Genomic DNA, 24,659 nt, shown 5'->3' with positions numbered 1-24,659 from the left:
CGTAACCGTCGCGCGCCCGGGCCGCCGCCGCGTCTGACGGCGGGAGTATCCGCGGCTACTCCCGGGGGCTGGGCGTGCCCGGCTGGCCCTACGCTCGGTCTCCATGACCAGACTGCATCTGTTCGATCTCGACGGGACGCTGATCCATGGTTCGGCCGCGGCCGTCGAGATATCGCGTCAGCTCGGTGTGGAGCGGGAGATCGATGAGCTGGAGCGGGAGTTCGCGGCGGGCGGGCTGTCGACGGCGCGGTTCGCGGAGCGGGCCTGTGCGCTGTGGGGGGAGCTGACGCAGGCGCAGGTGGCGGCGGCTTTCGAGGGAGCGCCGTGGCTGATGGGGATTCGGGAGGTATGGGCGGACATCCGGGCGCGCGGTGAGCGGTGTGCCGTGATTTCGCTCTCGCCCGGGTTCTTCGTGGAGCGGCTGCTGGAGTGGGGCGCGGACGCGGCGCACGGGTCGGCGTGGCCGTCGGTGCCGTTCCGGGAGCGGCTTGATCCCGCGGGCATCCTGACCCCGGCCGCTAAGGTGCGGATCGCCGATGAACTCTGTGGGAAGTTCGGGTTGACCAGGGCGGACTGTGTTGCTTATGGGGATTCGATGTCGGATGCCGAGCTGTTCGCGGTGGTGCCCTTCTCGGTGGCGGTGAACGCGGATCACCATGTGAGCGAAATCGCATCCAGCCGGTATAGCGGTAACGATCTCCGAGAGGCCTACGAATTGGCGGGTAACTGCACGTAACTACGGGTAATTACGTGAGTTGCCGGGTGTAACGGATGCGTCATCCATGGGGCTTGTGAATTCAACCGGGCCCGGTAGGGTCGGGTCAGTTCCGTCCCGCGAAGCCGTGACGGGACCACAACGGGCAACCCGCTCCAACCAGCATATCGGGAACACAGCCCCTGTTACCCGGACTTCGGGCGAAGTTCTCGGGGTGCGGAAGGAGCGTGGCATGCTGCCCGGAACTGAGTACGGAGCGGGCCGACAGGACCAATCTCACGTGAACCAGTCGACCAGAGCGGGGAATTGCGGGCACATTCCGCCAGCGGAAGTGCGAAGACCGACAGAAAGATGTTCGAGGCGAGGCAACCATGGACGCTCCGACCACCACATCGTCGGCCGGTAACGACGGCGGGGGAAACAGTGGCGACTGGGGTTGGTTCACCCCGAGCAGGAAACCGGCCGATGACCAGCCCCGTTCCCCCGCATCGGACGGCGCGGCCGACGACCGGGCGGCCGACCGCCCGGTGAACCCGATACGCCCGGCCGGTACGGAGGCCGAGCGCCGCCCGGCGCCCCCCGCACCGGCCCCCGCGTCCCCCATACCGCCCGCGTCCGCGGTGCCGCCCGCGTCCCCCATACCGCCCGCGTCCGCGGTGCCGCCCGCCTCCCCCGTCGCCCCCGCGTCCGCGGTGCCGCCGGCGTCCGCGGTGCCGCCCGGGGCCGGGCGCGAGGAGCACCAGCGCCCCGACGAGGCACCGGCCCCGCAGGGCGCGCGCCCCGCCGCCGAATCCGTCTTCACCACTCCCGAGACCGCCTCGCCCGACGCGATCCTGCTGCGCCGCACCATGGCCGAGATCGAGCCGGTGAGCGACAAGGTCACCTCGTACTTCTACGCGCTGCTCTTCGTCCAGCACCCCGAGCTGCGGCCGCTCTTCCCGGCCGCCATGGACGCCCAGCGCGACCGGCTGTTCAAGGCGATCCTCACCGCGGCCCGGCTCATCGACGACCCCGACATCCTCCGCGACTTCCTCTCCCGGCTCGGCCGCGGGCACCGCAAGTACGGCACCCAGCCCGAGCACTATCCGGCCGTCGGCGAGTGCCTGCTCGCCGCGCTCACCCGGTACGCGACCAACACCTGGAGCGACGAGGCCGAGGCGGCATGGGTCCGGGCCTACACCGCGATCTCGCAGATCATGATCGACGCGGCGGCCGAGGACGAGCTGCGCGCGCCCGCGTGGTGGCAGGCCGAGGTGGTCGGGCACGAGCCGCGCACGGCCGACATCGCCGTCGTCACCGTCCGCCCGGACCAGCCGTACCCCTTTCTCGCGGGCCAGTACACCTCGGTGGAGACCCCCTGGTGGCCGCGGGTGTGGCGGCACTACTCCTTCGCCTCCGCGCCCCGCGCCGACGGGCTGCTGTCCTTCCACGTGAAGGCGGTACCGGCCGGATGGGTCTCCTCCGCGCTGGTGCACCGCGCACGCCCCGGCGATGTGATCCGGCTCGGCCCGCCCGCCGGTTCGATGACGGTCGACCACTCGACCGACAACGGGCTGCTGTGTCTGGGCGGCGGCACCGGCATCGCACCGATCAAGGCGCTGGTCGAGGACGTCGCCGAGCACGGCCGCCAGCGGGCGGTCGAGGTCTTCTACGGCGCCCGCAGCGACCACGACCTGTACGACATCGACACCATGCTGCGGCTCGCCCAGCGGCACCCCTGGCTCTCGGTCCGGCCGGTGGTCTCCGACGGGCCGACGAGCGGGCTCAGCGGCAGACTTCCCGACGCCGTGCGGCAATACGGCCCGTGGAACGCGTTCGATGCCTATCTCTCCGGCCCGCCCGGGATGATCCGCAGCGGTGTGGACGCTCTGATGGACGTCGGCGTCCCGTCCCACCGCATACGGCACGACTCCATCGAAGAGCTGATGGCGGCGGCGGAGTAGCCGGGAAGCAGCAGACAGACGGCGACAGCAGAACGGGAACGAGGAACTGTGGACGACGTCGGGCACGAGCGGGCGGCTGCCGCGGCACCCGGCCACCGTGCGGAGCGCTTGGAGCGCGCGGGCCGTCCGGGGAGCGACGGCGAGCATCTCCTCCAGCAGCGCCTGGGCACGGCCGATCGCGCCGACCGCTTCTACGACGAGCAGGTGCTGGACCACCTCAACGTCCGGATGCGGGAGTTCATCGGACGCCAGGAGATGTTCTTCCTGGCCACCGCCGACCGGCGCGGGGAGTGCGACAGCACCTTCCGGGCCGGGCCGCCCGGCTTCCTCAGAGTGCTCGACGGACGCACCCTCGCCTACCCCGAGTACCGGGGGAACGGCGTGCTGGCCAGCCTCGGCAACATCGAGGAGAACCCGCACGTCGGCATCCTGATGGTCGACTTCTTCCGCGACCGCATCGGGCTGCACGTCAACGGCCGGGCCCGGGTGGTCGAGGACGACGAGATGCGCGCCCGCCACCCCGGCCTGCCGGTCGACCCGGTGCCGGGCCGCCGTGCGGTCGTCTGGGTCGAGGTGGCCGTCGAGGAGGCGTACATCCACTGCGCCAAGCACATCCCGCATCTCCAGAAGGTGCCCGTGCGGGGGCGCGGCCGCGCCGGGGACGGGCCGCGCACCGACCGGCCCCGTGAGCCGGAGCGGGGCCGGGCCTGGGGGACGGACGACGTCAAGCGCAAGGGCGGCGACTTCTTCGGCGCCGCCGCCGAGGCGCGCGAGGGACGCCGTACGCCCCCTGCCGAGCCCCCGGCCGCGCCGCCTCCCCGGGTATCGGCCGCCCCGGCTCCCGTTCCCCGGCCGCCGGCTGCCCCGGGGCCGGAGCTGCCGGAACCGGCGCGTCCGGAGGAGTGGCTGGAAGAGGCCGAGCGGGTGCTCGCCGACGCGCGCCGACGGGCGGCCCAGAAGGGACCGCAGCCGTTCAGCGGCTGGTTCCGCTGATCAGCCTTGACCAAGACTGATCGGTACAGGTCGGTACAGGTCGGTACAGGTCAGCCGAGGTCGTCCGCGAGCAGCGCGAGCACGCCCTCGACGTTGGCGTCGAGATAGGCGCGCAGCGACGGCGGCACCATCCCGACGGAGGCGATCCCCTCGCGGGTGAACGGGATCCGTACGACCTCGTACTCCCCGCAGGGCTCCTCCACCTCCGGGCCGTGCCGCCTGCTGAGGTCCATCGAGGCGAGTCTGCACACGAAGAAGTGCTGCACCTTGACGCCGTCCGGCGCGCCCCCGTCCGGGTGCGGGACGGTGTCGACGAAGGCGGGGACCACATCCGTCACCTTCGCGCCCAGCTCCTCGTCCACCTCGCGGTGCAGGGCCTGGACGACGGTGGTGTCCTCGGGCTCCACACCGCCGCCGGGGGTGATCCAGTACGGCTCCTGACCGGGCTTGGTCCGCTTGATCAGGATCATCCGCGGGTCGGTGTCGCCGTCGAGCAGGATGGCGCGGGCGGTGCGTTTGACCACGGGTCGTTCGGTCATGCAGGACATCTGCCGCAGCCGTCCCCGGCTGAAACCCCATACTCACCAGCCGACAGGGGCTCACCAGTCGACAGCGGCGCGCAGCAGCCACTCGTGCGCCCGGGCGACGTGCGGCACCGCGAGCCCACCGGTCCGCACCACCAGGAAGTAGGTGCGCAGCGGCGGCACCGGCGGGTTGAGCAGCGCCACCACCTCCCCGGCGTCGAGGGCGTCCATGCACAGGTAGCGCGGCAGTACGCCGAGCCCCGCGCCCTCCGCGACGCACGCCAGCACCGCCCGCAGATCGGGCGCGATGACCGTGCCGGAGGTGACCGGGCGGGTGTCGAAGACGGCCGACCAGTAGCGGCTGACCAGCGGCAGGCTCTCGTGGACCTCGACCACGGGCAGCGCCTCCAGCGCGCTCGCGCCCTTGACCTGGAGGACCGCGGAGCCGCCGAGCCGGGCCGCCCAGCGCGGGGACGCGATCAGCACGTGCTCCTCGTCGCACAGCGGGGTGGCGGCCAGCATCCGGCCGCGCGGCCGGGCGGTGCTGATGGCCAGGTCGTGGTGGCCGGACCCGAGCCCCTTGAACAGCTCCTCGGAGCTGCCGAACGCGCACCGCAGCGCGAGCCCCTGCGTGACGAGCGTGGTGAGCGCGGGCAGGGCGCGCAGCGCCGTGAACTCCGGGGGACCGGCGAGGTGCAGGGTGCGCAGCGCGGAGTGGTCGTCAAGACCGGCCTCGGTGATCTCCACGAGCGCGTCCAGGTGCGGGGCGGTCTTGTGGGCCAGCTCCTCCCCGACGGTGGTGGGGACGACGCCGCGCGCCGTACGGAGGAACAGCGGCCGTCCCAGCTGCCGTTCCAGGGTGCGGATCTGGCCGGTGACGGCGGGCTGGGAGAGTCCTAGCAGCGCGGCGGCACGGGTGAAGGACCCGGCGCGGTGCACCGTGACAAACGTGCGTAAGAGGGCCAGATCCATGCGGTTCCCCTCGCCTCGACGCACCCCCGCCGCATGCCAACTATAAATATGCCGATAGGTCCATGTCGCTACTGTGATTGGACACTGACGCTGAGTCAACTAGCCTTGTTCAAGCGGTTCTCCACGCGAAGAACCGGGGCGTCTCAAGCCACGAGGGGGGAGGCTTGAGACGCCCGTCAGGCGTACCCGCGCGCAAGCCGTAGGGCGAGTTTCGGCCGCCTTCAGCCGCCGTCGCGCGCCTCATCGAGCGCGCGCAGCACATCCGCGATCAGATCGTCCGGGTCCTCGGCGCCCACCGAGAAGCGGATGAAGCCCTCGGCCACCGCGTCGCCGCCCCAGCGGCCGCGCCGCTCGGCGGTGGAGCGCACGCCGCCGAAGCTGGTGGCGTCGTCGACCAGCCGCAGCGCGGTCAGGAACCGCTCTGCGTGCTCCTTGCCGGGCAGGGTGAACGAGACCACACAGCCGAAGCGCCCGCCGCGCATCTGCCCGGCCGCGACCGGGTGCGCCGGATCGCCCGGCAGCCCGGGGTGGCGCACCCCGGTGACCTCGGGCCGGTCGCGCAGCGCCCCGGCGAGCGCGAGGGCGGTCCGGGCCTGCCGGTCGACGCGCAGCGGGAGGGTGGCCAGGGAGCGGTGGGCGAGCCAGGCTTCCATGGGGCCGGGGATCGCGCCGACGGTCTTGCGCCAGCCACGCACGGCGGCGGCCAGCTCCGGATCGCGGCAGGTGACGTAGCCGAGCAGGACGTCGCCGTGGCCGGTGAGCGCCTTGGTGCCGCTCGCCACGGAGAAGTCCGCGCCCAGCTCCAGGGGGCGCTGGCCGATCGGGGTGGCGAGGGTGTTGTCGACGGCGACCAGCGCGCCGCGCGCGTGCGCGGCCTCGGCGAGCCTGCGGATGTCGCACACGTCGAGGCCGGGGTTGGACGGGGTCTCCAGCCACAGCAGCCCGGTGGTGTCGTCCAGGGCGGTCAGCTGGGCGTCGCCGCCGGTCGGGGCGGTGCGTACCTGGACGCCGAAGCTCCGCAGCCGTTCGGCGAGCGCGGGCAGCAGCTGGTAGCCGTCGGACGGCAGGACGGCGGTGTCGCCCTGCCGCAGCTGGGACAGGAGGACGGCCGCGATGGCGCCCATGCCGGAGGCGAAGACGACGGTCTCGGCGTCGGCGCCCGGGGACTCCAGCTCGCTGATCGCCTCCTCCAGCCGGGACCAGGTGGGGTTGGCGTCGCGGCCGTAGGTGAAGGGGCCGGAGGCCTCGCCGGGGAGGTGGTAGTGCGCGGCGAAGACGGGGCCGGGCAGCGCCGGTTCGTAACGCTCGGGCTCGGGCAGTCCGGCACGGACGGCCCGGGTGCTGTCGCCGGTCATACGCGCTCCTCACCGGGCGCGACGGACGCGCCGTCGAGGGCCTCGGCGACCGCGTCCAGCAGTCCGCCGCTCGCAGCCTCGATCATCTCCAGGACCTCTTCGAAGTCGTCCGTCCCGCCGAAGTAGGGGTCCGGTACGTCCAGGCCGCCCGGGGAGTCCGGGTCGGCATCCGGGTCGTAGTCGCGCAGCAGCCGCACCTTCGCGGCGTCCCGCGGGGTGGGCGCCAGGGCGCGCAGCTCCCGCAGATGGCCGCTGTCCAGGGCGATCACCAGATCGAGGTCGGCGAACCACGCGGGCTGGAACTGCCGTGCGACGTGATCCTGCTCGTAGCCGTGGTCGGTGAGCACGGCGATCGCGCGACGGTCGGCCCCGTCGCCCTCGTGCCAGGGTCCGGTGCCCGCGCTGTCCCACGCGACGAGGCCGTCGAATCCAGCCTCTCCGGCATGGGCGCGGACGATGGATTCGGCCATCGGCGACCGGCATATGTTGCCGGTGCAGACGAAGCACACACGATAGGGCGACGGGGCTCTCATACCTGTCATCATCCCCGGCCGCGGTCAGTCCTTGTCATCGGGCAGGACGACGTGCAGCGCCCAGGCGACTATGGAAACGATCAGGCCACCGAGGAAGGCCGTGCCGAAGCCCTCGACGTGGAAGCTGAGATCCAATTTCCCGGCCAGCCAGGAGGTCAGCAGCAGCATCAGGGCATTGATCACCAGGGTGATCAGTCCGAGGGTGAGGATGAACAGCGGAAATGCCAGCAACTTGACGACCGGCTTCACCACCACGTTCACCACGCCGAAGAGCAGTGCGACGAGAATGAGGGTGATCGTCTGACGTCCGGTGTTCTCACCGGTCAGCGTGATGTCCTTGAGCAGCCAGATGGCGACGCCGAGGGCGCCGGCGTTGGCGAGCGTCTTGACGAGCAAATTCTTCATGGTTGAGATCGTCGCAGACAGGCTCGGAGATGGGCAGGGGCATGGCAGGCAGGGGTGGAGAGGCGAATGAAGGCGTTCCGGCTGGACGAGCTGGAGGCGGAGCGGGCCGCGAACGAGGGCGCGTATCTACAGTTCCTGCGCGAGCGGAACATGTCGGTCGGGCTGTACGCGCTGAACGCGGGCCAGGCCGATCCGCAGGCGCCGCACGGCCAGGACGAGGTGTACCTGGTGATGAGCGGCCGGGCGTCGATCACGGTGGGCATGGAGACGACCCAGGTGGCGCGCGGCAGTGTGGTGTACGTACCGGCGGGTGTGGCGCACAAGTTCCACCACATCACCGAGGACCTGCGGGTCATGGTGGTGTTCTCTCCCCCGGAAAGCTGACGGGAGCGCTCCGGTCCCCCTACGGGTCCGGTCAGGGACGGACGGGGGATGGAAGCCGTCCGTCCGGTTCCTGCCCGCCCTAGCATCGATGGCAGCGGGACCGGTGTTCATGAACCGGTCCCATCCAGCCAGGGAAAGCAGGGAGCGAAAGTGGCCGCGAAGGGCATATTCCAGGGCTTGCCGTGGTGGGTGACATGGATCGCGGTGCCGGTTCTCGTCCTCGCCGTCTTCGGCGGGCTGATCATGAGCGTGGTCGGCTTCGTCATCGGCCTGCTCTTCAAGGCGCTGTTGCTGGTGGCGCTGATCGGCGGTCTGATCTACGTCGTACGGAAGTTCACCTCCTCGTCCCGCAGCGACTGGTGACCCACCGCCGGTGAGCCGCGGCCGGTGAGCCGGTGACCCCGCGGCCCCGCGCGGCGGGTACGCCGCGCGAGGGATACCGCGGAGCCAAACATCGGCCCCACGGCACCACTGTGGTTAGAGTGCGAGTCCGCGACGTTCCCCATCTCGGCGTCTGCCTCGCAACAACACCCCGGGGGTGCCTGTTGACGACAGCGAACATCGACACGGCCGCTGAACCGGCCCTGATCGCCCGCGCACCGGGCCGGCGTCGCCCGGCCCCGTGGGTTCCACCACGGCAACACTGGCCATTTCCGTTCCCTCACATGAGGCAAAGCGACTCCGCCCCGCAGTCGAGTCGCTACGCTCCAGAGTCGGCCAAGTCTGAACTACCCGGGGCGGCGAACGATGCGTGACATGCGTGACACAGTCCAGGCGGAAGTGACGATGACCTTTCTGGTCTCGCAGGAACTGTCCTTCCGGATCCCGGTCGAGCTGTCGTACGACAGCGGCGATCCCTACGCGGTCGAGATCACCTTCCACTTGCCCGGCGACGCGCCGGTGAGCTGGGCCTTCGCCCGTGAGCTGCTGCTGGACGGGCTCAGCAAACCCTCCGGCGAGGGCGATGTGCGGATCGCACCGGCCTCGCCCGAAGGGCTCTCGGACGTGTTCATCAGACTTCAGGTGGGGTCCGAGAGAGCCCTGTTCCGGGCCGGGGCGGCGCCGCTGGTGGCCTTCCTGGACCGTACGGACCGGCTCGTCCCGTTCGGTGAGGAGCCCGCGGCCTGCGACCCGGTCGGCGACCTCGACGCCGAACTGGACCGCATCCTGGCCGAGGACCGGTACGCGTAGCGCCGGCAGGCGTACGTACGTGCCCGTACGCGCCGGTCAGCGTGCCCGCGCCCGGCGGCGCCGTCCGCGCCCCCGTCCGCCCCCGCTCGCCCCGCCGCTACTCGCCCCACCGCTCGGCCCGTCGCCGTTCGGCCTGTGGTCCGCGGAGACCACCAGTACGGCCAGCGCCGTGGTCACCGGCACCGAGGCGACCAGTCCGATGCTGCCCACCAGCGTGCGGACGATCTCCTCCGCGACGATCTCGCTCGTCGCCACCGTTCCCACCCCGCTGTCCGCGATCGAGAAGAGGAGCAGCAGCGGAAGCGAGGCGCCCGCGTACGCCAGCACCAGGGTGTTCACGACGGACGCGATGTGGTCCCGCCCGATGCGCATCGCGGCCGCGTAGAGCTTGCGGCGGCTCGTCGTGGGGTCCGCTTCCCGCAGCTCCCACACGGCCGAGGTCTGGGTGACCGTCACATCGTCCAGCACACCCAGCGAACCGATGATCACCCCGGCCAGTAGCAAGCCCTTGATCTCGATGTCGGGATAGAGGCCGTGCACCAGACCGGTCTGGTCGTCGGTGTTGCCGGTCAGCGACGCCCAGCCGATGAACAGCGAGCCGAGCACGCCGATCAGCAGCAGCGAGACCAGGGTGCCGAGCACCGCGACCGAGGTGCGGGCGCTCAGCCCATGGCACATATAGAGCGCCAGCAGCATGATCGCACTGCCTCCGACGACCGCGACCACCAGCGGATTCGAGCCCTGAAGTATCGCCGGGAGGATGAACAGCGTCAGCACCCCGAAGCTGATGGCCAGCGCCACCAGGGCGAAGACGCCGCGCAGCCGGCCGACGGCCACGACCACGAGCGCGAACACCCCGGCGAGCAGGGCCATCGGGAACGAGCGGTCGACGTCCGAGATCGAGTACTGGAGGTTCTTCGGCGCCTTGGGCGCGTACGCCAGCTTCAGCTCCTGCCCGGCGCTGAACTTCCGTGAGGCGTTCGGCTGGACGATCTCGGGGAACGTGCGGCCCTTGTCCTTGCCCGAGGTGACCTCGATGGTGGCCTTCTCACAGACGGTCTTGCCGCCGCCGGAGCCGCCGCTCCCGCCTCCGGTGGCCCCGCCCGTGCCCCCGCCGGTCGCGCCGCCGGGTGCCGGGGCGGCGCCCTGCTGACCCGGTTCGGTGGGTGCCTGCGGCTGCGCGTTGGCGTCGGCGCAGTTGATCTCCTCCACCTTCACCACCCGCCCGGCGACCGTCTCCTGGTCGAATCCGAGCCCGCTGCGGCCCTGCGTGGTGTGCTCGGGGCCACCCGGCCACAGCGCGACCAGCCCGGCGACGACGGCGACGGCGAAGGGGATGAGCACCGCCGCGATGACCTTGCGGAGGCGTGCGGAGACGGGTGCGGCCGGGCCGTGCGCGTGGGCATGGCTGTGTCCGTGGCCGTGGCCATGGGCCTGGCCGGACGGGTGGGGCTGCTCGGGCGGGTGGTCCTGCTGTGTCGCGGTCACCATCGCATCATCGCAAGAGAGGCGGGCCCCCTGTTCAGGTATATGGGGAAACCGTTAGCGTGGGGGCACCTTTGCAATCGCGGGAGCTCGGAGCACCGGGCTGAGAGGGCGCTGACGCGACAGCTGCGCCGACCGCTGAACCTGTTACCGGGTAATGCCGGCGTAGGGAGTGGGTCTCATGACTCAGCAGGATGCACACATGCGCGAAAACGCTACCGATTTCGGCTGGCATAAGGGATATGTCACGGGTTCCCGCCCGGACATCCAGGTCCCGGTTCGCCGAGTGCACCTCACCAATGGCCAGGACGTGACGCTGTACGACACGTCCGGTCCGTACACCGACCCCCACATCGAAACCGACGTCCGCCGTGGCCTCGCGCCACTGCGGCAGAACTGGATCATCGCCCGCGGCGACACCGAGGAGTACTCCGGCCGTCCGGCCCGGCCCGAGGACGACGGGATCAAACACACCACGCCCCGCGGCGGCCTGCGCAACCTCGACGCGGTCTTCCCCGGACGGCCGCGCCAGCCGCGGAGGGCCCGCGACGGCGCCGCCGTCACCCAACTCAGCTACGCCCGCCGGGGCGAGGTCACCGCGGAGATGGAGTACGTGGCGCTCCGCGAGAACGTCTCCCCCGAGGTGGTCCGCGAGGAGATCGCGGCGGGCCGGGCCGTACTGCCCGTCAACGTCAACCACCCGGAGATCGAGCCGATGATCATCGGCAAGCGGTTCCTGGTGAAGGTCAACGCCAACATCGGCAACTCCGCCGTCACCTCGTCCATCGAGGAAGAGGTCGAGAAGATGACCTGGGCGACCCGCTGGGGCGCCGACACGGTCATGGACCTCTCGACCGGCCGCAACATCCACACCACCCGCGAGTGGGTGCTGCGCAACTCCCCCGTGCCCATCGGCACCGTGCCGCTCTATCAGGCGCTGGAGAAGGTCGACGGCAAGGCCGAGGAGCTGACCTGGGAGGTCTACAAGGACACCGTCATCGAACAGGCCGAGCAGGGCGTCGACTACATGACGGTGCACGCGGGCGTACGGCTGCCGTACGTCCCCCTGACCGCCCGCCGCAAGACCGGCATCGTCTCCCGCGGCGGCTCGATCATGGCCGCCTGGTGCCTGGCCCACCACCAGGAGTCGTTCCTCTACACCCACTTCGAGGAGCTGTGCGAGATCCTCGCGGCGTACGACGTCACCTACTCGCTGGGTGACGGACTGCGCCCCGGATCCATCGCCGACGCCAACGACGAGGCGCAGTTCGCGGAGCTGCGCACGCTCGGCGAACTCAACCGCATCGCCAAGGAGCACGGCGTCCAGACGATGATCGAGGGCCCGGGCCATGTCCCGATGCACAAGATCAAGGAGAACGTCGACCTCCAGCAGGAGATCTGCGAGGAGGCCCCCTTCTACACCCTGGGCCCCCTCACCACGGACGTCGCGCCCGCCTACGACCACATCACCTCAGGGATAGGCGCCGCGATGATCGCCTGGTGGGGCACGGCGATGCTCTGCTACGTCACCCCCAAGGAGCACCTGGGGCTGCCGGACCGCGACGACGTGAAGACCGGCGTCATCACCTACAAGATCGCCGCCCACGCCGCCGATCTGGCCAAGGGCCACCCCGACGCCCAGGCCTGGGACGACGCGCTCTCCGACGCGCGCTTCGAGTTCCGCTGGGAGGACCAGTTCAACCTGGCCCTCGACCCGGACACGGCACGCTCGTTCCACGACGAGACGCTTCCGGCGGAGCCCGCCAAGACGGCGCACTTCTGCTCCATGTGCGGGCCCAAGTTCTGCTCCATGAAGATCAGCCACGACATCCGCCGCGAGCACGGCGACGCGATGGACGAGGCGGAGGCGGAGGCCGGAATGGCGGAGAAGTCCCGCGAGTTCGCCGCCGCGGGCAACCGGGTCTATCTGCCGATCGCCGACTGACCCCGGACCGCTGCCGTCAGGACACCGCCCGCCGCCGTGACCCCTCGTCGCGGCGGCGGGCTCGTGCTTGGGTGGGGCCGTCACGGAACCCCTACGCGAGCCCTCCGGAGCAGCCGATGGACAACCTGCGCGCACTGCGCATCGCCAACCAGCGCTTCGCCCAGCACCTCGACGGGATCGGGGACGACGGGTGGGCGCTGGCCACCCCGTGCAGCGAGTGGACGGTGCGGGAGCTGGTGGGGCACGTCCTCCTGGGCCATGCGCATCTGGTGTCCGCCCTGACGGACGAGCAGGTCGCCCCCGGGCCCGGGGACACGTTGGCGGAGTGGGCCGCGCGGGCGGAGAGGGCCGCCCGGTTACCGGGGGTGCCCGGGCGGACCGTACGGAATCCGGTCGTCGGCGAGCTGAGCGGGGACGCGGCGGTGCGGATCCGCTGGAGTGATGTCTATGTGCACGCCTGGGACCTGGCGCGGGCCCGGGGCGCGGAGTTCACGCCCGATCAGGAGCTGACCGAGGCGGCGCTGGAGTGGCTGGTCCCGGCGGGGCCGGGGCTCGGCGCCACGGGGGCGTTCGCGGTCGGCACCGACCCGGGGCCCGGGGCAGATCCGTTCGCGCGGGTGCTGGCACTCACCGGGCGGGCCACCGGCTAGTCCGGCTGGTTCTCCGGGCCGCCGTATTCGGGGCTGGTGTAGTCCGGGCTGCTGTAGCGGGGGCGGGCCTTGGGGCCCTCGTCGTCCGTGCTGAAGCCCGGGCGGCTGTAGCCGAGGTGGGGGGTGCGGCCCGCTTCGGTGCGCCCGGGGACGTAGGCCGAGGAGGAACCCGTCGGCGCGGTCCAGGGCGCGGGGGCCGACGGATTGGTCAGCGCCTCGCGCAGAAAGGGCAGCACGCCCCGCTCCAGCAGGGCCTGCCGCCATGCCTCTCTGGCGCGGTCCACCTCCTCCAGCTGCTCGGCCAGGGCCTCGCCGCGGATCGCGCTGGAGCCGTTGCGCAGGGCGGTGATGAGGAGGCCGACGGCGGCGAGCAGGATGCCCGCGGCGGTGAGCGCGGCGAAGAACCAGCCCGCGGTGATCATCGGCTGGGCGATGGACGGCGCGGGGTCCAGGACGTGCAGCACGTAGCCGACGAGCAGGAAGATGATCGCGGCGGTCCCGGCCAGCACCGGGGCCAGCACGGCGAGCATGGGGACCAGCCCCGCTCCGGAGGCGTCCAGGAGGGTGCCGGTGAATCCGGCGGAGTGGTCGTGGTCGCCGTCGTCCTCCGGCGCCCCGGGCATCGGCAGGGGCGGGGCGGGCTCGCGCAGTCTGGTGCGGGCGACGACGTAATCCTGGTATTCGGCGGCAGCGCACGCGGTGATGGCGGCCGAGGCGCTGAGCGCCATGGTGCGCAGCTGCTCGGCGGTGAGCCGCTGTCCTATGCCCTTCAGATCCGGTCGGCGGTCCGCGGTACGCAGCACCTCGTCGAGAACTCGCTCGAACTCCGGGCGGTCCTCGGCGAACAGGTGCGGAGCGCTTTTCATGGTGCATCCCCCGATACTCCGTAGGGCCTTGGTGCCGGCTTTCGCCGGGCAGTCGGGCGGAAACGGAGGAGAGCCTGCGACGGATAAACCGATGGTAGAGCCGATCCGGCGCGAGGTGACAGCAAGTTTCGTGATTTGCTCAGCCCCGGTGAGGCCCTCCGTCCGCTTCCGTGCGCGCCCGCATCACCCTCAGGTGCCCAGCGGCAGTTGCACGACCAGCAGTTTTCCGGCCATGGTGATGCCGCCGTCCATCGCGACCGCGAGATTGTCCGCGTAGACGTGCGGGCCCTCGACCGCGGGCGCGCCATCGTCCTCGCCGTCCTCCGAGCCGACTTCGCCCAGCAGATACGGGATCGGGCTGTGCCCGTGGACGATGCGCTCCCCGCCGTAGGTGCCGAGCAATTCGCGCACGGCCGTCGGTCCGGCGTCCTCGTCGCGGAAGGCGAAGCGCTTGGTGAATTTGCGGAACAGGTCCCAGCACTCGTCCGCGTCACTGCGCTGGAGCGTCTCGGTGACGGTGTCGTTGACGGCCTCGATCGAGTCGCCGTACTCCAGATAGGCGGTGGTGTCGGAGTGCACGAGCAGATGCCCGTCCTCCTCGGCCATCGCGTCCAGCCGTGACATCCACTGGAGGTGATGGTCCTCCAGCCGCTCCATGTCGGTGCGCTGGCCGCCGTTGAGCAGCCAGGCGGCCTGGAAGGAGGCGGTGCCCGCCCCGGAGTTGACGGGGGTGTCGCCGAACCGCTTGGCGCCGATGAGGAGCAGTTCGTGATTGCCCATCAGCGCCTTGCAGTAGCCGCCCGCGGCGGCGGCCTCGGCGGACAGCTGCATCACCAGGTCGATGACGCCGATGCCGTCCGGGCCGCGGTCGGTGAAGTCGCCGAGGAACCACAGCCGGGCGTTCCCGGCCGCCCAGCTGCCCTTGTCGTCGATCAGGCCCTGGGCGGCCAACGCCTCGCGCAGCTCGTCGTGGTAGCCGTGGACGTCGCCCACGACGTACAGCGGGCCGGGCCCTTCGCCGTCGTCGAGCGGGTCGGCTTCGGGGTCGGTCACCGAGGTGAGGGCGATCGTCGGGCGGTCCTGCGGGGGCACCAGCCGGGTGTCCGCGATGGTGTGTCCCGGGCCCAGCACCGGCAGCTTCTCCGTCGGTGTGTACCCGTCGGGCATAGGGGCAGGCGCAGGTGCGGGAGGCACCGGACCGGGCGGCGTGGACGCCCCGTACGCGGGCACGTGCGGCACCGCCGCCGTGGTCCCTGCCGTGGCTTCCAGACCGGCCCCCTGAGTCATCGACCCCTCCACCATCGCGCCGCCGTGCCACCTTGTGGACCTTGCCTGGTCGACGGCGGTCCGCGGTGTCGTCCGCCCATCATAGGAATGACCGTGAGGACTTGTGACGCACCAGGGTGCCGTCAATCGGTGCTCGGTCCCGCTTGGACGGTCTTTTATCCCGGATTGGCCCGGTAGGGGAAGCCCAGCGGCCCCCAGTCCTCCTCGGGTCAAGCCTCATCGGTGCAGTCGGGACGGTCCTCCGCCGCGGCTGACGGCGGGGAACCGCGGCACGGCGGGGGATCAGATCACCTCGGACGGCGCTGGGACGACGTCCGCACGATCAGTTCGGTGGGTATCACCTGCTCGACGGGACGGTCGCTGTCGAGCCCCTCGATGGCGTCGATGAGCAGCTGCACCACGGCGGTGCCGATCCGGCGCGGCTTGAGCGAGAGCGTCGTGATGGGCGGTTCGGTGGTCCGGTAGACCGTGGATTCGCTACAGCACACCAGCAGCAGGTCCTCGGGGACGCGCAGCCCGTAGCGGCGGGCGGCGGCGAGCAGGTCCGTGCCGTTGGGGTCGAAGAGCCCGTAGACCGCGTCGGGGCGGTCCGGCCGGGCGAGCAGCCGGTCGGCGGCGACGGCCCCGGCGCAGGGGTCGTGGGCCGGGTACGACTCGTAGACCGGGTCCTGGCCCACCCGCTCGCACCAGTGCAGATACGCCTCGGTCGACAGCCGGGTGTAGGTGTCGGTGCTGGTGCCGGTGAGCAGCCCGATGCGGCGGGCCCCGGCCTCGGCGAGGTGGTCCAGCAGGCCGAGCACGGCCGCCTCGTGGTCGTTGTCGACCCAGGCGGTCACCGGGAGGGTGCCGGCCGGGCGGCCGTCGCTGACCACGGGGAGGCCCTGGCGGAGCAGCTCGGCGACCACCGGGTCGTGGTCGGACGGGTCGATCACGATGGTGCCGTCGAGCGCGACGTTGGACCACACGTCGTGGCGGGAGGTGGCGGGGAGGATGACGAGCGCGTAGCCGCGGGCCAGCGCGGCGGAGGTCGCGGCCCGCGCCATCTCGGCGAAGTAGGCGAACTCGGTGAAGGTGAAAGGTTCATCCCCGTAGGTGGTCACGGTCAGGCCGATGAGGCCGGACTTGCCGGTACGGAGGGTACGGGCCGCGGCGGACGGGCGATAGCCCAGCCGCTCGGCGACCTCGCGGACGTGGCGGCGGGTGGCATCCGGGAGCCGTCCCTTGCCGTTGAGCGCGTCGGAGACGGTCGTGATCGAGACCCCGGCGGCGGCGGCCACGTCCCGGATGCCCGCCCTGCCTAACCGGCGGCCGGCCGACCGGCTCACCTGGTGCTTCCCTGCTGCTGTCATGGCCAGCCGATAGTAGGGCCCGGGCACCCGGTCTGCGCGATTCCGCCATCGGTATTCGGAAGGCACGTTTCTGCATGAGCGCTCTGCCCAATTCCCTTGGAAAGTAAGTTAGTTGGGGTCCAGGGGAGGGGTCTGGTCGCCCCTGGCATATCCACACCTGGCGATTGCTCGATGTCTCGAAGAGGTCTCAACTCACCTGCACGAGGGATGCGCGCCACGGCGCTCGCCACCGGCGCGCGCACATGAGCGGGGCGCTCCCCCGGCGGGTACGCGGGCGACCCCGGCGGGTACGCGGGGTGCTCCGGCGGGTACGCCGGGCCGGGCAATCCTCATAAGGTGTGCAGTATTGCCGTGTGCGAAGCCTGCGCACGGAGCCGAAGGGAAGGGCCGAGGAGGACTGCCGGTGAGTGAGAAGAGCCCCAAGCTGCGCGCGGCGCTGGACGGGATTCCGACGTACAAGCCCGGTAAGCCGGCCGCCGGGGACGGCCCCCGGTCCTTCAAGCTGTCCTCCAACGAGAATCCGTATCCGCCGCTGGCCGGGGTGCTGGAGACGGTCGCGAACTCCGCCGCGTCCTTCAACCGCTACCCGGACCTCGCCTGCACCGCGCTGATCGCCGAGCTGGCGAGCCGCTTCGACGTACCGCTGGAGCACCTGGCCACCGGGACCGGCTCGGTCGGCCTGGCCCAGCAGATCGTCCAGTCGACGGCCGGGCCGGGCGACGAGGTGATCTACGCCTGGCGGTCCTTCGAGGCATATCCGATCATCACTCAGATCGCGGGCGCGACCTCGGTGCGGGTCCCGCTGACCGACGCGGAGGTCCACGACCTGGACGCGATGGCGGATGCGATCACCGACCGCACCCGGCTGATTTTCGTCTGTAACCCCAACAATCCGACCAGCACCGTGGTGCGCCGGGCGGAGCTGGAGCGGTTCCTGGGCCGGGTGCCGTCCGATGTGCTGGTGGTGCTGGACGAGGCGTACATCGAGTTCATCCGGGACGACCAGGTCCCCAACGGCATCGACCTCTACCGGGACCGGCCGAACGTCTGCGTCCTGCGCACCTTCTCCAAGGCGTACGGCCTGGCCGGACTGCGGGTCGGCTTCGCGATCGCCCATGAGCCGGTCGCCGCGGCGCTGCGCAAGACCGCCGTCCCCTTCGGTGTCAGCCAGCTCGCCCAGGACGCCGCGGTCGCCTCGCTGCACAGCGAGGACGCGCTGCGCGACCGGGTGGAGGCGCTGGTCGCCGAGCGGGCGCGGGTGGCCGGGGCGCTGACCGGACAGGGCTGGACGGTGCCGGACTCGCACGCGAACTTCGTGTGGCTGCGGCTGGGGGAGCGCACGGCGGACTTCGCGGCGGCGTGCGAGGCGGCGGGCGTGGTCGTGCGGCCGTTCCCGGGTGAGGGGACGCGCGTGACGATCGGCGAGCGGGAGGCGAACGACCTCTTCCTGCGGGCCGCCGAGGAGTTCCGCAAGGAGTTGTGAGCGCGGCGCCCGGCGCCGTCGGCCCCGTGCCGTCAAGGGGCCGGTCGGTCCCTCCCGAGGCGGCGAAGGATACCCAAGCGTGCCCCATTCGCCCCCTCCCACCCCCAGGTGGGAGGGGGCGAAGGCGTGTGCGTATCATTGCTTGTGAATGTGAATACGTTCACAAGCTCGCTTCGGGGAGCAGCGCGGCACGACCGTGCGGCACGGCAAGACCGTAAGGAGAGATTCACGTGGAGCTGGCTCTGGCGCCGGAGACGCTGGCGCGATGGCAGTTCGGGATCACGACCGTCTACCACTTCCTCTTCGTGCCCCTGACGATCTCTCTTGCGGCGATCACCGCCGGGCTGGAAACCGCCTGGGTGCGCACGGGCAAGGAGAAGTACTTCCACGCCACCAAGTTCTGGGGCAAGCTCTTCCTGATCAACATCGCGATGGGCGTCGTCACCGGCATCGTCCAGGAGTTCCAGTTCGGCATGAACTGGTCCGACTACTCGCGCTTCGTCGGCGATGTCTTCGGTGCCCCGCTCGCGATGGAGGCGCTGCTCGCCTTCTTCTTCGAGTCCACCTTCATCGGCCTGTGGATATTCGGCTGGGACAAGCTGCCGAAGAAGATCCACTGCGCCTGCATCTGGATCGTCTCGCTCGGCACGGTCCTGTCGTCGTACTTCATCCTCGCCGCCAACTCCTGGATGCAGCACCCGACCGGCTACGCCATCGACAAGGCCACCGGAAAGGCCCGGCTGACCGACATCTGGGCGGTGCTGACCCAGGACACCACCCTGGTCGTGGTCTTCCACACCCTCACCGCGGCCTTCCTCACCGGCGGCGCCTTCATCGTCGGCATCGCCTCCCTGCACCTGTGGCGGGCCAAGCGCAAGCAGCTCCGCGGCGAGGAGCCCGGCGCCAAGGAGAAGAAGCAGATCGGGGCGATGCGGGCCAGCCTGCGGGTCGGTCTGATCGTGGCCGTCATCGCCGGACTGGGCACGGCGATCAGCGGCGACTCGCTCGCCAAGGTGATGTTCGAGCAGCAGCCGATGAAGATGGCCTCGGCGGAGGCGCTGTGGGACACCCAGGCGCCCGCGCCCTTCTCCGTCTTCGCGGTGGGCGACGTCAGCGAGGGGCACAACAGCGTCGAGCTGGAGGTCCCCGCGGCGCTGTCCTTCCTCGCGCACAGCAACTTCACCGACGCCGTCCCCGGCATCAACGACGTCGCCCAGAAGGAGGCCGCCGCCTACGGCGGCCAGCCCGAGGACTACATCCCCAGCATCTTCATGACCTTCTGGGGCTTCCGGCTGATGATCGGCTTCGGCATGACCTCGTTCGCCGCCGGTGTCATCGGGCTGTGGACGACCCGGAAGAAGCGCTGGCTCGACCCCGCCTTCCGCACCGCCGAGGACGAGGTGCCCCGGCTCATGATCACCAAGAAGCGCGAGATGAGCCCGCTGCTCACCACGTGGTCCTGGCGGATCGGCATCCTCACCATGGGCTTCCCGCTGATCGCCAACTCCTTCGGCTGGATCTTCACCGAGATGGGCCGCCAGCCCTGGGCGGTGTACGGGCTGATGAAGACCTCCGACGCGGTCTCCCCCGGGGTGAGCCAGACCGAGGTCCTCATTTCCCTCGGCGTCTTCACGCTGCTGTACGGCGTGCTCGCCGTGATCGAGGTGCGGCTGCTGGCCAAGTACGCCAAGGCCGGGCCGGACACCGACGAGAAGCCGCCCGCCGAGGACCCCAAGCTGCGGCTGCCCTCGGGCGGCCCGGGCGGCGGGTCCGCCGCGGAGGACGACGCCGACAAGCCGCTGACCTTCGCGTACTGAAGCGCACTGACGGTCGGAGAGACTCATGCACCTTCACGACTTCTGGTTCCTGCTGATCGCCTTCCTGTGGACCGGCTACTTCTTCCTCGAAGGCTTCGACTTCGGCATCGGAGTGCTGACCAAGCTGCTCGCCCGGGACCGCACCGAGCGCCGCGTGCTGATCAACACCATCGGGCCGGTGTGGGACGGCAACGAGGTCTGGCTGATCACGGCCGCCGGTGCCACCTTCGCCGCCTTCCCCGACTGGTACGCGACCCTCTTCAGCGGCTTCTATCTGCCGCTGCTGGCCATCCTGGTCTGTCTGATCCTGCGCGGTGTCGCCTTCGAGTACCGGCACAAGCGCGCCGAGGACCGCTGGCAGCGCAACTGGGAGCACACGATCTTCTGGTGCTCGCTGCTCCCCGCGTTCCTGTGGGGCGCGATCTTCGCCAACCTGGTGCACGGGGTGCCGATCGGCCCGGACAAGAACTACACGGGCGGCCTGGGTGACCTGATCACTCCGTACGCCCTGCTCGGCGGCGTCGTCACGCTGGTGCTGTTCACCTTCCACGGCGCGGTCTTCGCCGCGCTCAAGACGGCCGGGGACATCCGGGCGCGGTCGCGCCGGTACGCGGCCTGGCTCGGTCCGGTCGCGGCCGTCGCCGCCCTGCTGTTCCTCGGCTGGACCCAGTCCGACAGCGGCAACGAGCGCAGCCTGGCCGCGGTGGTCCTCGTGGCGGCGGCGCTGGCCGCGGCCCTGGTGATGAACGCGCGGGGGCGTGAGGGCTGGGCGTTCGGCCTGTCCGGGGTGGCCATCGCGGCGTCGGTCGCGATGCTCTTCCTGGCGCTCTTCCCGGACGTCATGCCGTCCTCGCTGGACCCGAAGTGGAGCCTGACGGCGGCGAACGCGGCCGCGAGCGCCTATCCGCTGAAGATCATGACGTGGGTCGGGGTCATCATGATGCCGCTGATCATGGCCTACCAGGCGTGGACGTACTGGGTCTTCCGCAAGCGCATCGGCACCCAGCACATCCCCGCCGCGCACTGATGCACGGGTATCAGGTGGTGTGTTTCACGTGAAACCAATCGACCCCCGGCTGCTCCGGTACGCGCGGGCGACCCGGTTCTTCCTGGCGGCGTCCGTGGCGCTGGGGCTCGCCGGGGCCGGGCTCGTCATCGCGCAGGCCATGCTCATCGCCGAGATCGTGGTGGGCGCGTTCCAGCGGAACGAGGGCACCGGCGCCCTGACCGCGCCGCTGATCTCGCTGGCGCTGGTCGCCGGGGGCCGGGCCGCCGTCTCCTGGCTGACCGAACTGGCCGCGCACCGGGCGAGCGCCGCGGTCAAGTCGGAGCTGCGGCTGCGGCTGCTCGAGCGGGCCGTACGGCTGGGGCCCGGCTGGCTGGACTCCCAGCGCACCGGCGAACTCACCACCCTCGCCACCCGTGGCATCGACGCCCTGGACGACTACTTCGCCCGCTATCTGCCCCAGCTGGGCCTCGCGGTGGTGGTCCCGGCGGCGGTGCTCGCCCGGATCGTCACCGCCGACTGGGTCTCGGCGGTGGTCATCGTCGTCACCCTGCCGCTGATCCCGCTGTTCATGGTGCTCATCGGCTGGGCCACCCAGTCCCGGATGGACCGTCAGTGGCGGCTGCTGTCCCGGCTGTCCGGCCACTTCCTCGACGTCGTCGCCGGACTGCCCACCCTCAAGGTCTTCGGCCGCGCCAAGGCCCAGGCCGCCGCGATCCGGTCCATCACCGCCGACTACCGGCGGGCCACGCTGAAGACGCTGCGGCTGGCCTTCCTGTCCTCCTTCGCCCTGGAGTTGCTGTCCACGCTGTCCGTCGCGCTGGTCGCGGTCGGCATCGGCATGCGGCTCGTCCACGGCGAACTGGACCTGTACACCGGGCTGATGGTGCTGGTCCTCGCGCCCGAGGCGTATCTGCCGCTGCGGCAGGTCGGCGCGCAGTACCACGCGGCGGCGGAGGGGCTCGCGGCGGCGGACGAGGCGTTCGCCGTGCTGGAGCGGGTACCGGCCGCCACCGGTGGGGTGCCCGCGCCCGACGCCCGGGACGCGGCGCTCACGGTCGACGGGCTGGCCGTCCGTCACCCCGGGCGCGCCGCGCCCTCCCTGGCCCCGGTCTCGTTCGAGGTCCGCCCCGGCGAGACCGTGGCGATCACCGGCCCCAGCGGCGCGGGCAAGACGACCCTGCTGAACGCCGTGCTGGGCTTCGCGGAGCCGTCCGAGGGCCGGGTGCTGGCCGGTGGCCACGACCTGGTGTCGCTCGACCCCGAGAGCTGGCGCCGCCAGATCGTCTGGGTGCCGCAGCGCCCGTACCTCTTCGCGGGCACCATCGCGGACAACGTACGGCTGGCGCGGCCCGACGCCGACGACGCCGCGGTGCGCGACGCCCTGCGGCAGGCCGACGCCCTCGGCTTCGTCGACGCGCTGCCGGAGGGGGCCGGGACCCGGCTCGGCGAGATGGGCGCGGGCCTCTCCGCGGGCCAGCGCCAGCGGATCGCCCTGGCCCGCGCCTTCCTGGCCGACCGCCCGGTGCTGCTGCTCGACGAGCCGACCGCGAACCTCGACGGCGCGACGGAGGCGGCCGTCGTCGACGCGGTGCGGCGGCTGGCCGAGGGCCGCACGGTCCTCCTGGTCGTCCACCGCCCGGCGCTGCTCCCGCTGGCCGACCGCGTCATCCCCCTGCCGGGGGCCGCGGGCCCGTCCGGGCCTGCGACCGGCTGCGGCCACCCCGGAGTCGGCGCGGGCCGGGCCGAGCCCGCCGACTCGGCACGCCCCGCCGAGGCCCTGCCCGCCCGGCGCGCTGACGGCGGGGCCGCGGCGGTGTCGGGCGCCGTGCCCTCGGCCGGGCCTGATGCGGGCCCGGTGCGCCCTGCGGCGGACGGCGAGTACGAGGCCGGTGCGGGCGTCGGGGCAGCGGGTGCGCCCGGCGTGCTGGCCCGGGTGCGGGCTGCCGCGCGGGGTGGGCGGGGCCGCTTCGGGCTGGCCCTGCTGCTCGGGAGCCTCGCGCTCATCAGCGCCGTGGGGCTGATGGCCGTGTCCGGGTGGCTGATCTCGCGGGCGTCCCAGCAGCCGCCGGTGCTGTACCTGATGGTGGCGGTCACCGCGACCCGGGCGTTCGGCATCGGCCGGGCCGTCTTCCGCTACGCCGAGCGGCTGGTCTCGCACGACGCGGTGCTGCGGGTGCTGGCCGAGCTGCGGGTCGCCGTCTACCGGCGGCTGGAGCGGCTGGCGCCCGCGGGGCTCAAGGAGACCCGGCGCGGGGATCTGCTCTCCCGGCTGGTGGCCGACGTGGACGCCGTCCAGGACTACTTCCTGCGCTGGCTGCTGCCGGTCGGCGCGGCGCTCGTCGTGAGCGCCGCCTCGGTCGGGTTCACCGCCTGGGTGCTGCCCGAGGCCGGGGCCGTGCTCGCGGTCGGGCTGCTGGTGGCCGGGGCCGGGGTGCCCGCCGTGTCGGGCGCGTTCGCCCGGCGCGCGGAGCGCCGGCTGTCGCCCGCGCGCGGCGCGCTGTCGGCGCAGGTGGTGGATCTGCTGGCCGGAACTGCCGAGCTGACGGTCGCGGGCGCGCTGCCGCGTCGGCTGGACGCGGTGCGCCGGGCCGACGGGGTGCTCACCCGGATCGCCCGGCGGGGCGCCGCCGCCACCGGCGCGGGCGCCGGGCTGTCGGCGCTGGTGTGCGGTCTGACGGTGGCCGTCGCGGCGTGGGCCGGGGTCGGGGCGGTGGCCGACGGGCGGATCCACGGGGTGTGGCTTGCCGCCGTGGTGCTGACGCCGCTGGCCGCCTTCGAGGCGGTCGCCGGGCTGCCGCTCGCGGTGCAGCACCGGCAGCGGGTGCGGCGGGCCGCCGAGCGGGTGTACGAGGTGATCGACGCGCCGCTTCCGGTACGGGACGGCGGCGCCGAGGAGCCGCCCCGGTCGGCCTTTCCGCTGGTGGTGCGCGGGCTGTCGGCGCGCCACGCGGGGCAGCGCACCCGCGCGCTGGACGGGTTCGACCTGGAGCTGCACCCGGGCCGCCGGGTCGCGGTCGTCGGCCCGTCCGGCTCCGGCAAGACCACGCTGGCCCAGGTGCTGCTGCGCTTCCTGGACGCCGAGGACGGTACGTACACCCTGGCGGGCCGGGACGCGACGGCCGTGGACGGGGACGCGGTGCGGCGGCTGGTCGGGCTGTGCGCCCAGGACGCGCACATCTTCGACAGCTCGCTGCGGGAGAACCTGCGGCTCGCGCGCCCCGGCGCGAGCGACGACGAGCTGCGTACGGCGCTGGCCGCCGCCCGGCTGCTGGAGTGGGTGGACGGGCTGCCGGACGGTCTCGACACCCACGTCGGCGAGCTGGGCGCGCGGCTCTCCGGCGGTCAGCGGCAGCGGCTCGCGCTGGCCCGCGCGCTGCTGGCGGACTTCCCGGTGCTGGTGCTGGACGAGCCCGCCGAACACCTGGACCTGCCGACGGCCGACGCGCTGACCGCCGACCTGCTGACGGCGACCCGGGGCCGTACGACGGTGCTGATCACCCATCGCCTCGCGGGCCTGGAGGCGGTCGACGAGGTGATCGTGCTCGACGGCGGCCGGGCCGTGCAGCGCGGCACGTACGGGGAACTGGCCGCGGTGGACGGGCCGTTCCGCCGGATGCTGGAGCGCGAGGCCGCGGAGGCCGGGCCGCGGCACGTGGACGCGGCGCTGCCGCTGCGCTCCGGCGCCCCCGTCTGACGGCGGCGGGCGCCTCCCGGCGGCACAACCTCCGCTTTCCCGGGCAAAAGCCATTCATT

The 24,659-nt window shown here is 71.8% G+C and carries 21 protein-coding genes and 1 riboswitch; of the genes, 12 read left to right on the top strand and 9 right to left on the bottom strand.

Features of this window, described 5'->3' with window-relative positions:
• The first annotated feature begins 103 nt into the window (after positions 1-103).
• The 3 genes from HYQ63_RS21670 (at position 104) to HYQ63_RS21660 (ending at position 3,651) form a co-directional block, all read left to right on the top strand.
• The gene (locus HYQ63_RS21670; protein ID WP_179935458.1) at positions 104-736 is read left to right on the top strand and encodes an HAD family phosphatase; all 633 of its coding nucleotides are present in this window, start codon (positions 104-106) and stop codon (positions 734-736) included.
• Between the two features lie 350 nt (positions 737-1,086).
• The gene (locus tag HYQ63_RS21665) at positions 1,087-2,658 is read left to right on the top strand and encodes a globin domain-containing protein (RefSeq protein WP_179935457.1); all 1,572 of its coding nucleotides are present in this window, start codon (positions 1,087-1,089) and stop codon (positions 2,656-2,658) included.
• 108 nt (positions 2,659-2,766) lie between these two features.
• Positions 2,767-3,651, top strand: coding sequence for a pyridoxamine 5'-phosphate oxidase family protein (locus tag HYQ63_RS21660; RefSeq protein WP_179940355.1), 885 nt, complete (start codon positions 2,767-2,769; stop codon positions 3,649-3,651).
• Positions 3,652-3,701: 50 nt separating this feature from the next.
• On the opposite strand, the gene HYQ63_RS21655 is transcribed toward HYQ63_RS21660, so the two are convergent.
• The 5 genes from HYQ63_RS21655 to HYQ63_RS21635 all read right to left on the bottom strand — a co-directional run bounded on the left by HYQ63_RS21655 (position 3,702) and on the right by HYQ63_RS21635 (position 7,440).
• Positions 3,702-4,190, bottom strand: a complete 489-nt coding sequence (locus HYQ63_RS21655) for an NUDIX domain-containing protein (RefSeq protein ID WP_179935456.1) — start codon at positions 4,188-4,190, stop codon at positions 3,702-3,704.
• Positions 4,191-4,250: 60 nt separating this feature from the next.
• A complete protein-coding gene (locus HYQ63_RS21650) occupies positions 4,251-5,147 on the bottom strand; it encodes a LysR family transcriptional regulator (protein ID WP_179935455.1) in 897 nt (298 codons plus the stop codon).
• 221 nt (positions 5,148-5,368) lie between these two features.
• Positions 5,369-6,502: a cystathionine gamma-lyase gene (locus tag HYQ63_RS21645; protein WP_179935454.1), complete on the bottom strand. Its 1,134-nt coding sequence runs from the start codon at positions 6,500-6,502 to the stop codon at positions 5,369-5,371.
• Positions 6,499-7,035 (bottom strand): low molecular weight protein-tyrosine-phosphatase, encoded by a 537-nt coding sequence (locus HYQ63_RS21640; RefSeq protein WP_179935453.1) that lies wholly within the window; start codon positions 7,033-7,035, stop codon positions 6,499-6,501. Before HYQ63_RS21640 ends, HYQ63_RS21645 begins: the two co-directional genes overlap by 4 nt.
• Before the next feature lie 24 nt (positions 7,036-7,059).
• Positions 7,060-7,440 (bottom strand): phage holin family protein, encoded by a 381-nt coding sequence (locus HYQ63_RS21635; RefSeq protein ID WP_179935452.1) that lies wholly within the window; start codon positions 7,438-7,440, stop codon positions 7,060-7,062.
• A gap of 66 nt (positions 7,441-7,506) precedes the next feature.
• Between HYQ63_RS21635 and HYQ63_RS21630 the strand changes: the two genes are divergently transcribed.
• The 3 genes from HYQ63_RS21630 to HYQ63_RS21620 all read left to right on the top strand — a co-directional run bounded on the left by HYQ63_RS21630 (position 7,507) and on the right by HYQ63_RS21620 (position 9,015).
• Entirely contained in the window at positions 7,507-7,824 is a 318-nt protein-coding gene (locus HYQ63_RS21630) for a cupin domain-containing protein (protein ID WP_179935451.1), read from the top strand.
• 150 nt (positions 7,825-7,974) lie between these two features.
• Complete coding sequence (locus HYQ63_RS21625; RefSeq protein WP_179935450.1) at positions 7,975-8,187, top strand: DUF5326 family protein; 213 nt, start codon at positions 7,975-7,977, stop codon at positions 8,185-8,187.
• Between the two features lie 393 nt (positions 8,188-8,580).
• A complete protein-coding gene (locus HYQ63_RS21620) occupies positions 8,581-9,015 on the top strand; it encodes an SsgA family sporulation/cell division regulator (RefSeq protein ID WP_179935449.1) in 435 nt (144 codons plus the stop codon).
• A 36-nt stretch (positions 9,016-9,051) separates the two neighbouring features.
• Here HYQ63_RS21620 and HYQ63_RS21615 read toward each other — a convergent pair whose 3' ends face one another.
• Complete coding sequence (locus HYQ63_RS21615; RefSeq protein ID WP_179940354.1) at positions 9,052-10,503, bottom strand: YibE/F family protein; 1,452 nt, start codon at positions 10,501-10,503, stop codon at positions 9,052-9,054.
• Between the two features lie 69 nt (positions 10,504-10,572).
• Positions 10,573-10,689, top strand: a riboswitch (TPP riboswitch).
• On the opposite strand from HYQ63_RS21615, the gene thiC reads away from it, so the two are divergent.
• Both thiC and HYQ63_RS21605 read left to right on the top strand, forming a co-directional pair.
• The gene (gene thiC, locus HYQ63_RS21610) at positions 10,682-12,445 is read left to right on the top strand and encodes a phosphomethylpyrimidine synthase ThiC (protein ID WP_179935448.1); all 1,764 of its coding nucleotides are present in this window, start codon (positions 10,682-10,684) and stop codon (positions 12,443-12,445) included. It overlaps the preceding riboswitch by 8 nt.
• 116 nt (positions 12,446-12,561) lie before the next feature.
• Positions 12,562-13,095, top strand: a complete 534-nt coding sequence (locus tag HYQ63_RS21605; protein ID WP_179935447.1) for a TIGR03086 family metal-binding protein — start codon at positions 12,562-12,564, stop codon at positions 13,093-13,095.
• On the opposite strand, the gene HYQ63_RS21600 is transcribed toward HYQ63_RS21605, so the two are convergent.
• From HYQ63_RS21600 to HYQ63_RS21590, 3 genes are all read right to left on the bottom strand, one after another.
• Entirely contained in the window at positions 13,092-13,961 is an 870-nt protein-coding gene (locus HYQ63_RS21600) for a hypothetical protein (RefSeq protein WP_179935446.1), read from the bottom strand. The two genes, HYQ63_RS21605 and HYQ63_RS21600, sit on opposite strands and share 4 nt — an antisense overlap.
• Before the next feature lie 189 nt (positions 13,962-14,150).
• Complete coding sequence (locus HYQ63_RS21595; RefSeq protein ID WP_179935445.1) at positions 14,151-15,263, bottom strand: metallophosphoesterase; 1,113 nt, start codon at positions 15,261-15,263, stop codon at positions 14,151-14,153.
• 272 nt (positions 15,264-15,535) lie between these two features.
• Complete coding sequence (locus HYQ63_RS21590; protein WP_179935444.1) at positions 15,536-16,597, bottom strand: LacI family DNA-binding transcriptional regulator; 1,062 nt, start codon at positions 16,595-16,597, stop codon at positions 15,536-15,538.
• 403 nt (positions 16,598-17,000) lie between these two features.
• On the opposite strand from HYQ63_RS21590, the gene hisC reads away from it, so the two are divergent.
• From hisC to cydD, 4 genes are all read left to right on the top strand, one after another.
• Entirely contained in the window at positions 17,001-18,080 is a 1,080-nt protein-coding gene (hisC, locus tag HYQ63_RS21585; protein WP_179935443.1) for a histidinol-phosphate transaminase, read from the top strand.
• A gap of 230 nt (positions 18,081-18,310) precedes the next feature.
• Positions 18,311-19,897 (top strand): cytochrome ubiquinol oxidase subunit I, encoded by a 1,587-nt coding sequence (locus HYQ63_RS21580; RefSeq protein WP_179935442.1) that lies wholly within the window; start codon positions 18,311-18,313, stop codon positions 19,895-19,897.
• Between the two features lie 25 nt (positions 19,898-19,922).
• Positions 19,923-20,924 carry a cytochrome d ubiquinol oxidase subunit II gene (cydB, locus tag HYQ63_RS21575; protein ID WP_179935441.1) on the top strand — a complete coding sequence of 334 codons (1,002 nt, stop codon included), beginning with the start codon at positions 19,923-19,925 and terminating at the stop codon, positions 20,922-20,924.
• A gap of 28 nt (positions 20,925-20,952) precedes the next feature.
• Complete coding sequence (cydD, locus tag HYQ63_RS21570) at positions 20,953-24,600, top strand: thiol reductant ABC exporter subunit CydD (RefSeq protein ID WP_179935440.1); 3,648 nt, start codon at positions 20,953-20,955, stop codon at positions 24,598-24,600.
• The last annotated feature ends 59 nt before the right edge of the window (positions 24,601-24,659 follow it).

The organism is Streptomyces sp. Rer75 (genome assembly GCF_013414305.1).
Classification (GTDB): Bacteria; Actinomycetota; Actinomycetes; order Streptomycetales; family Streptomycetaceae; genus Streptomyces; species Streptomyces himastatinicus.
This window is presented reverse-complemented; position numbering and strand designations above follow the sequence as displayed.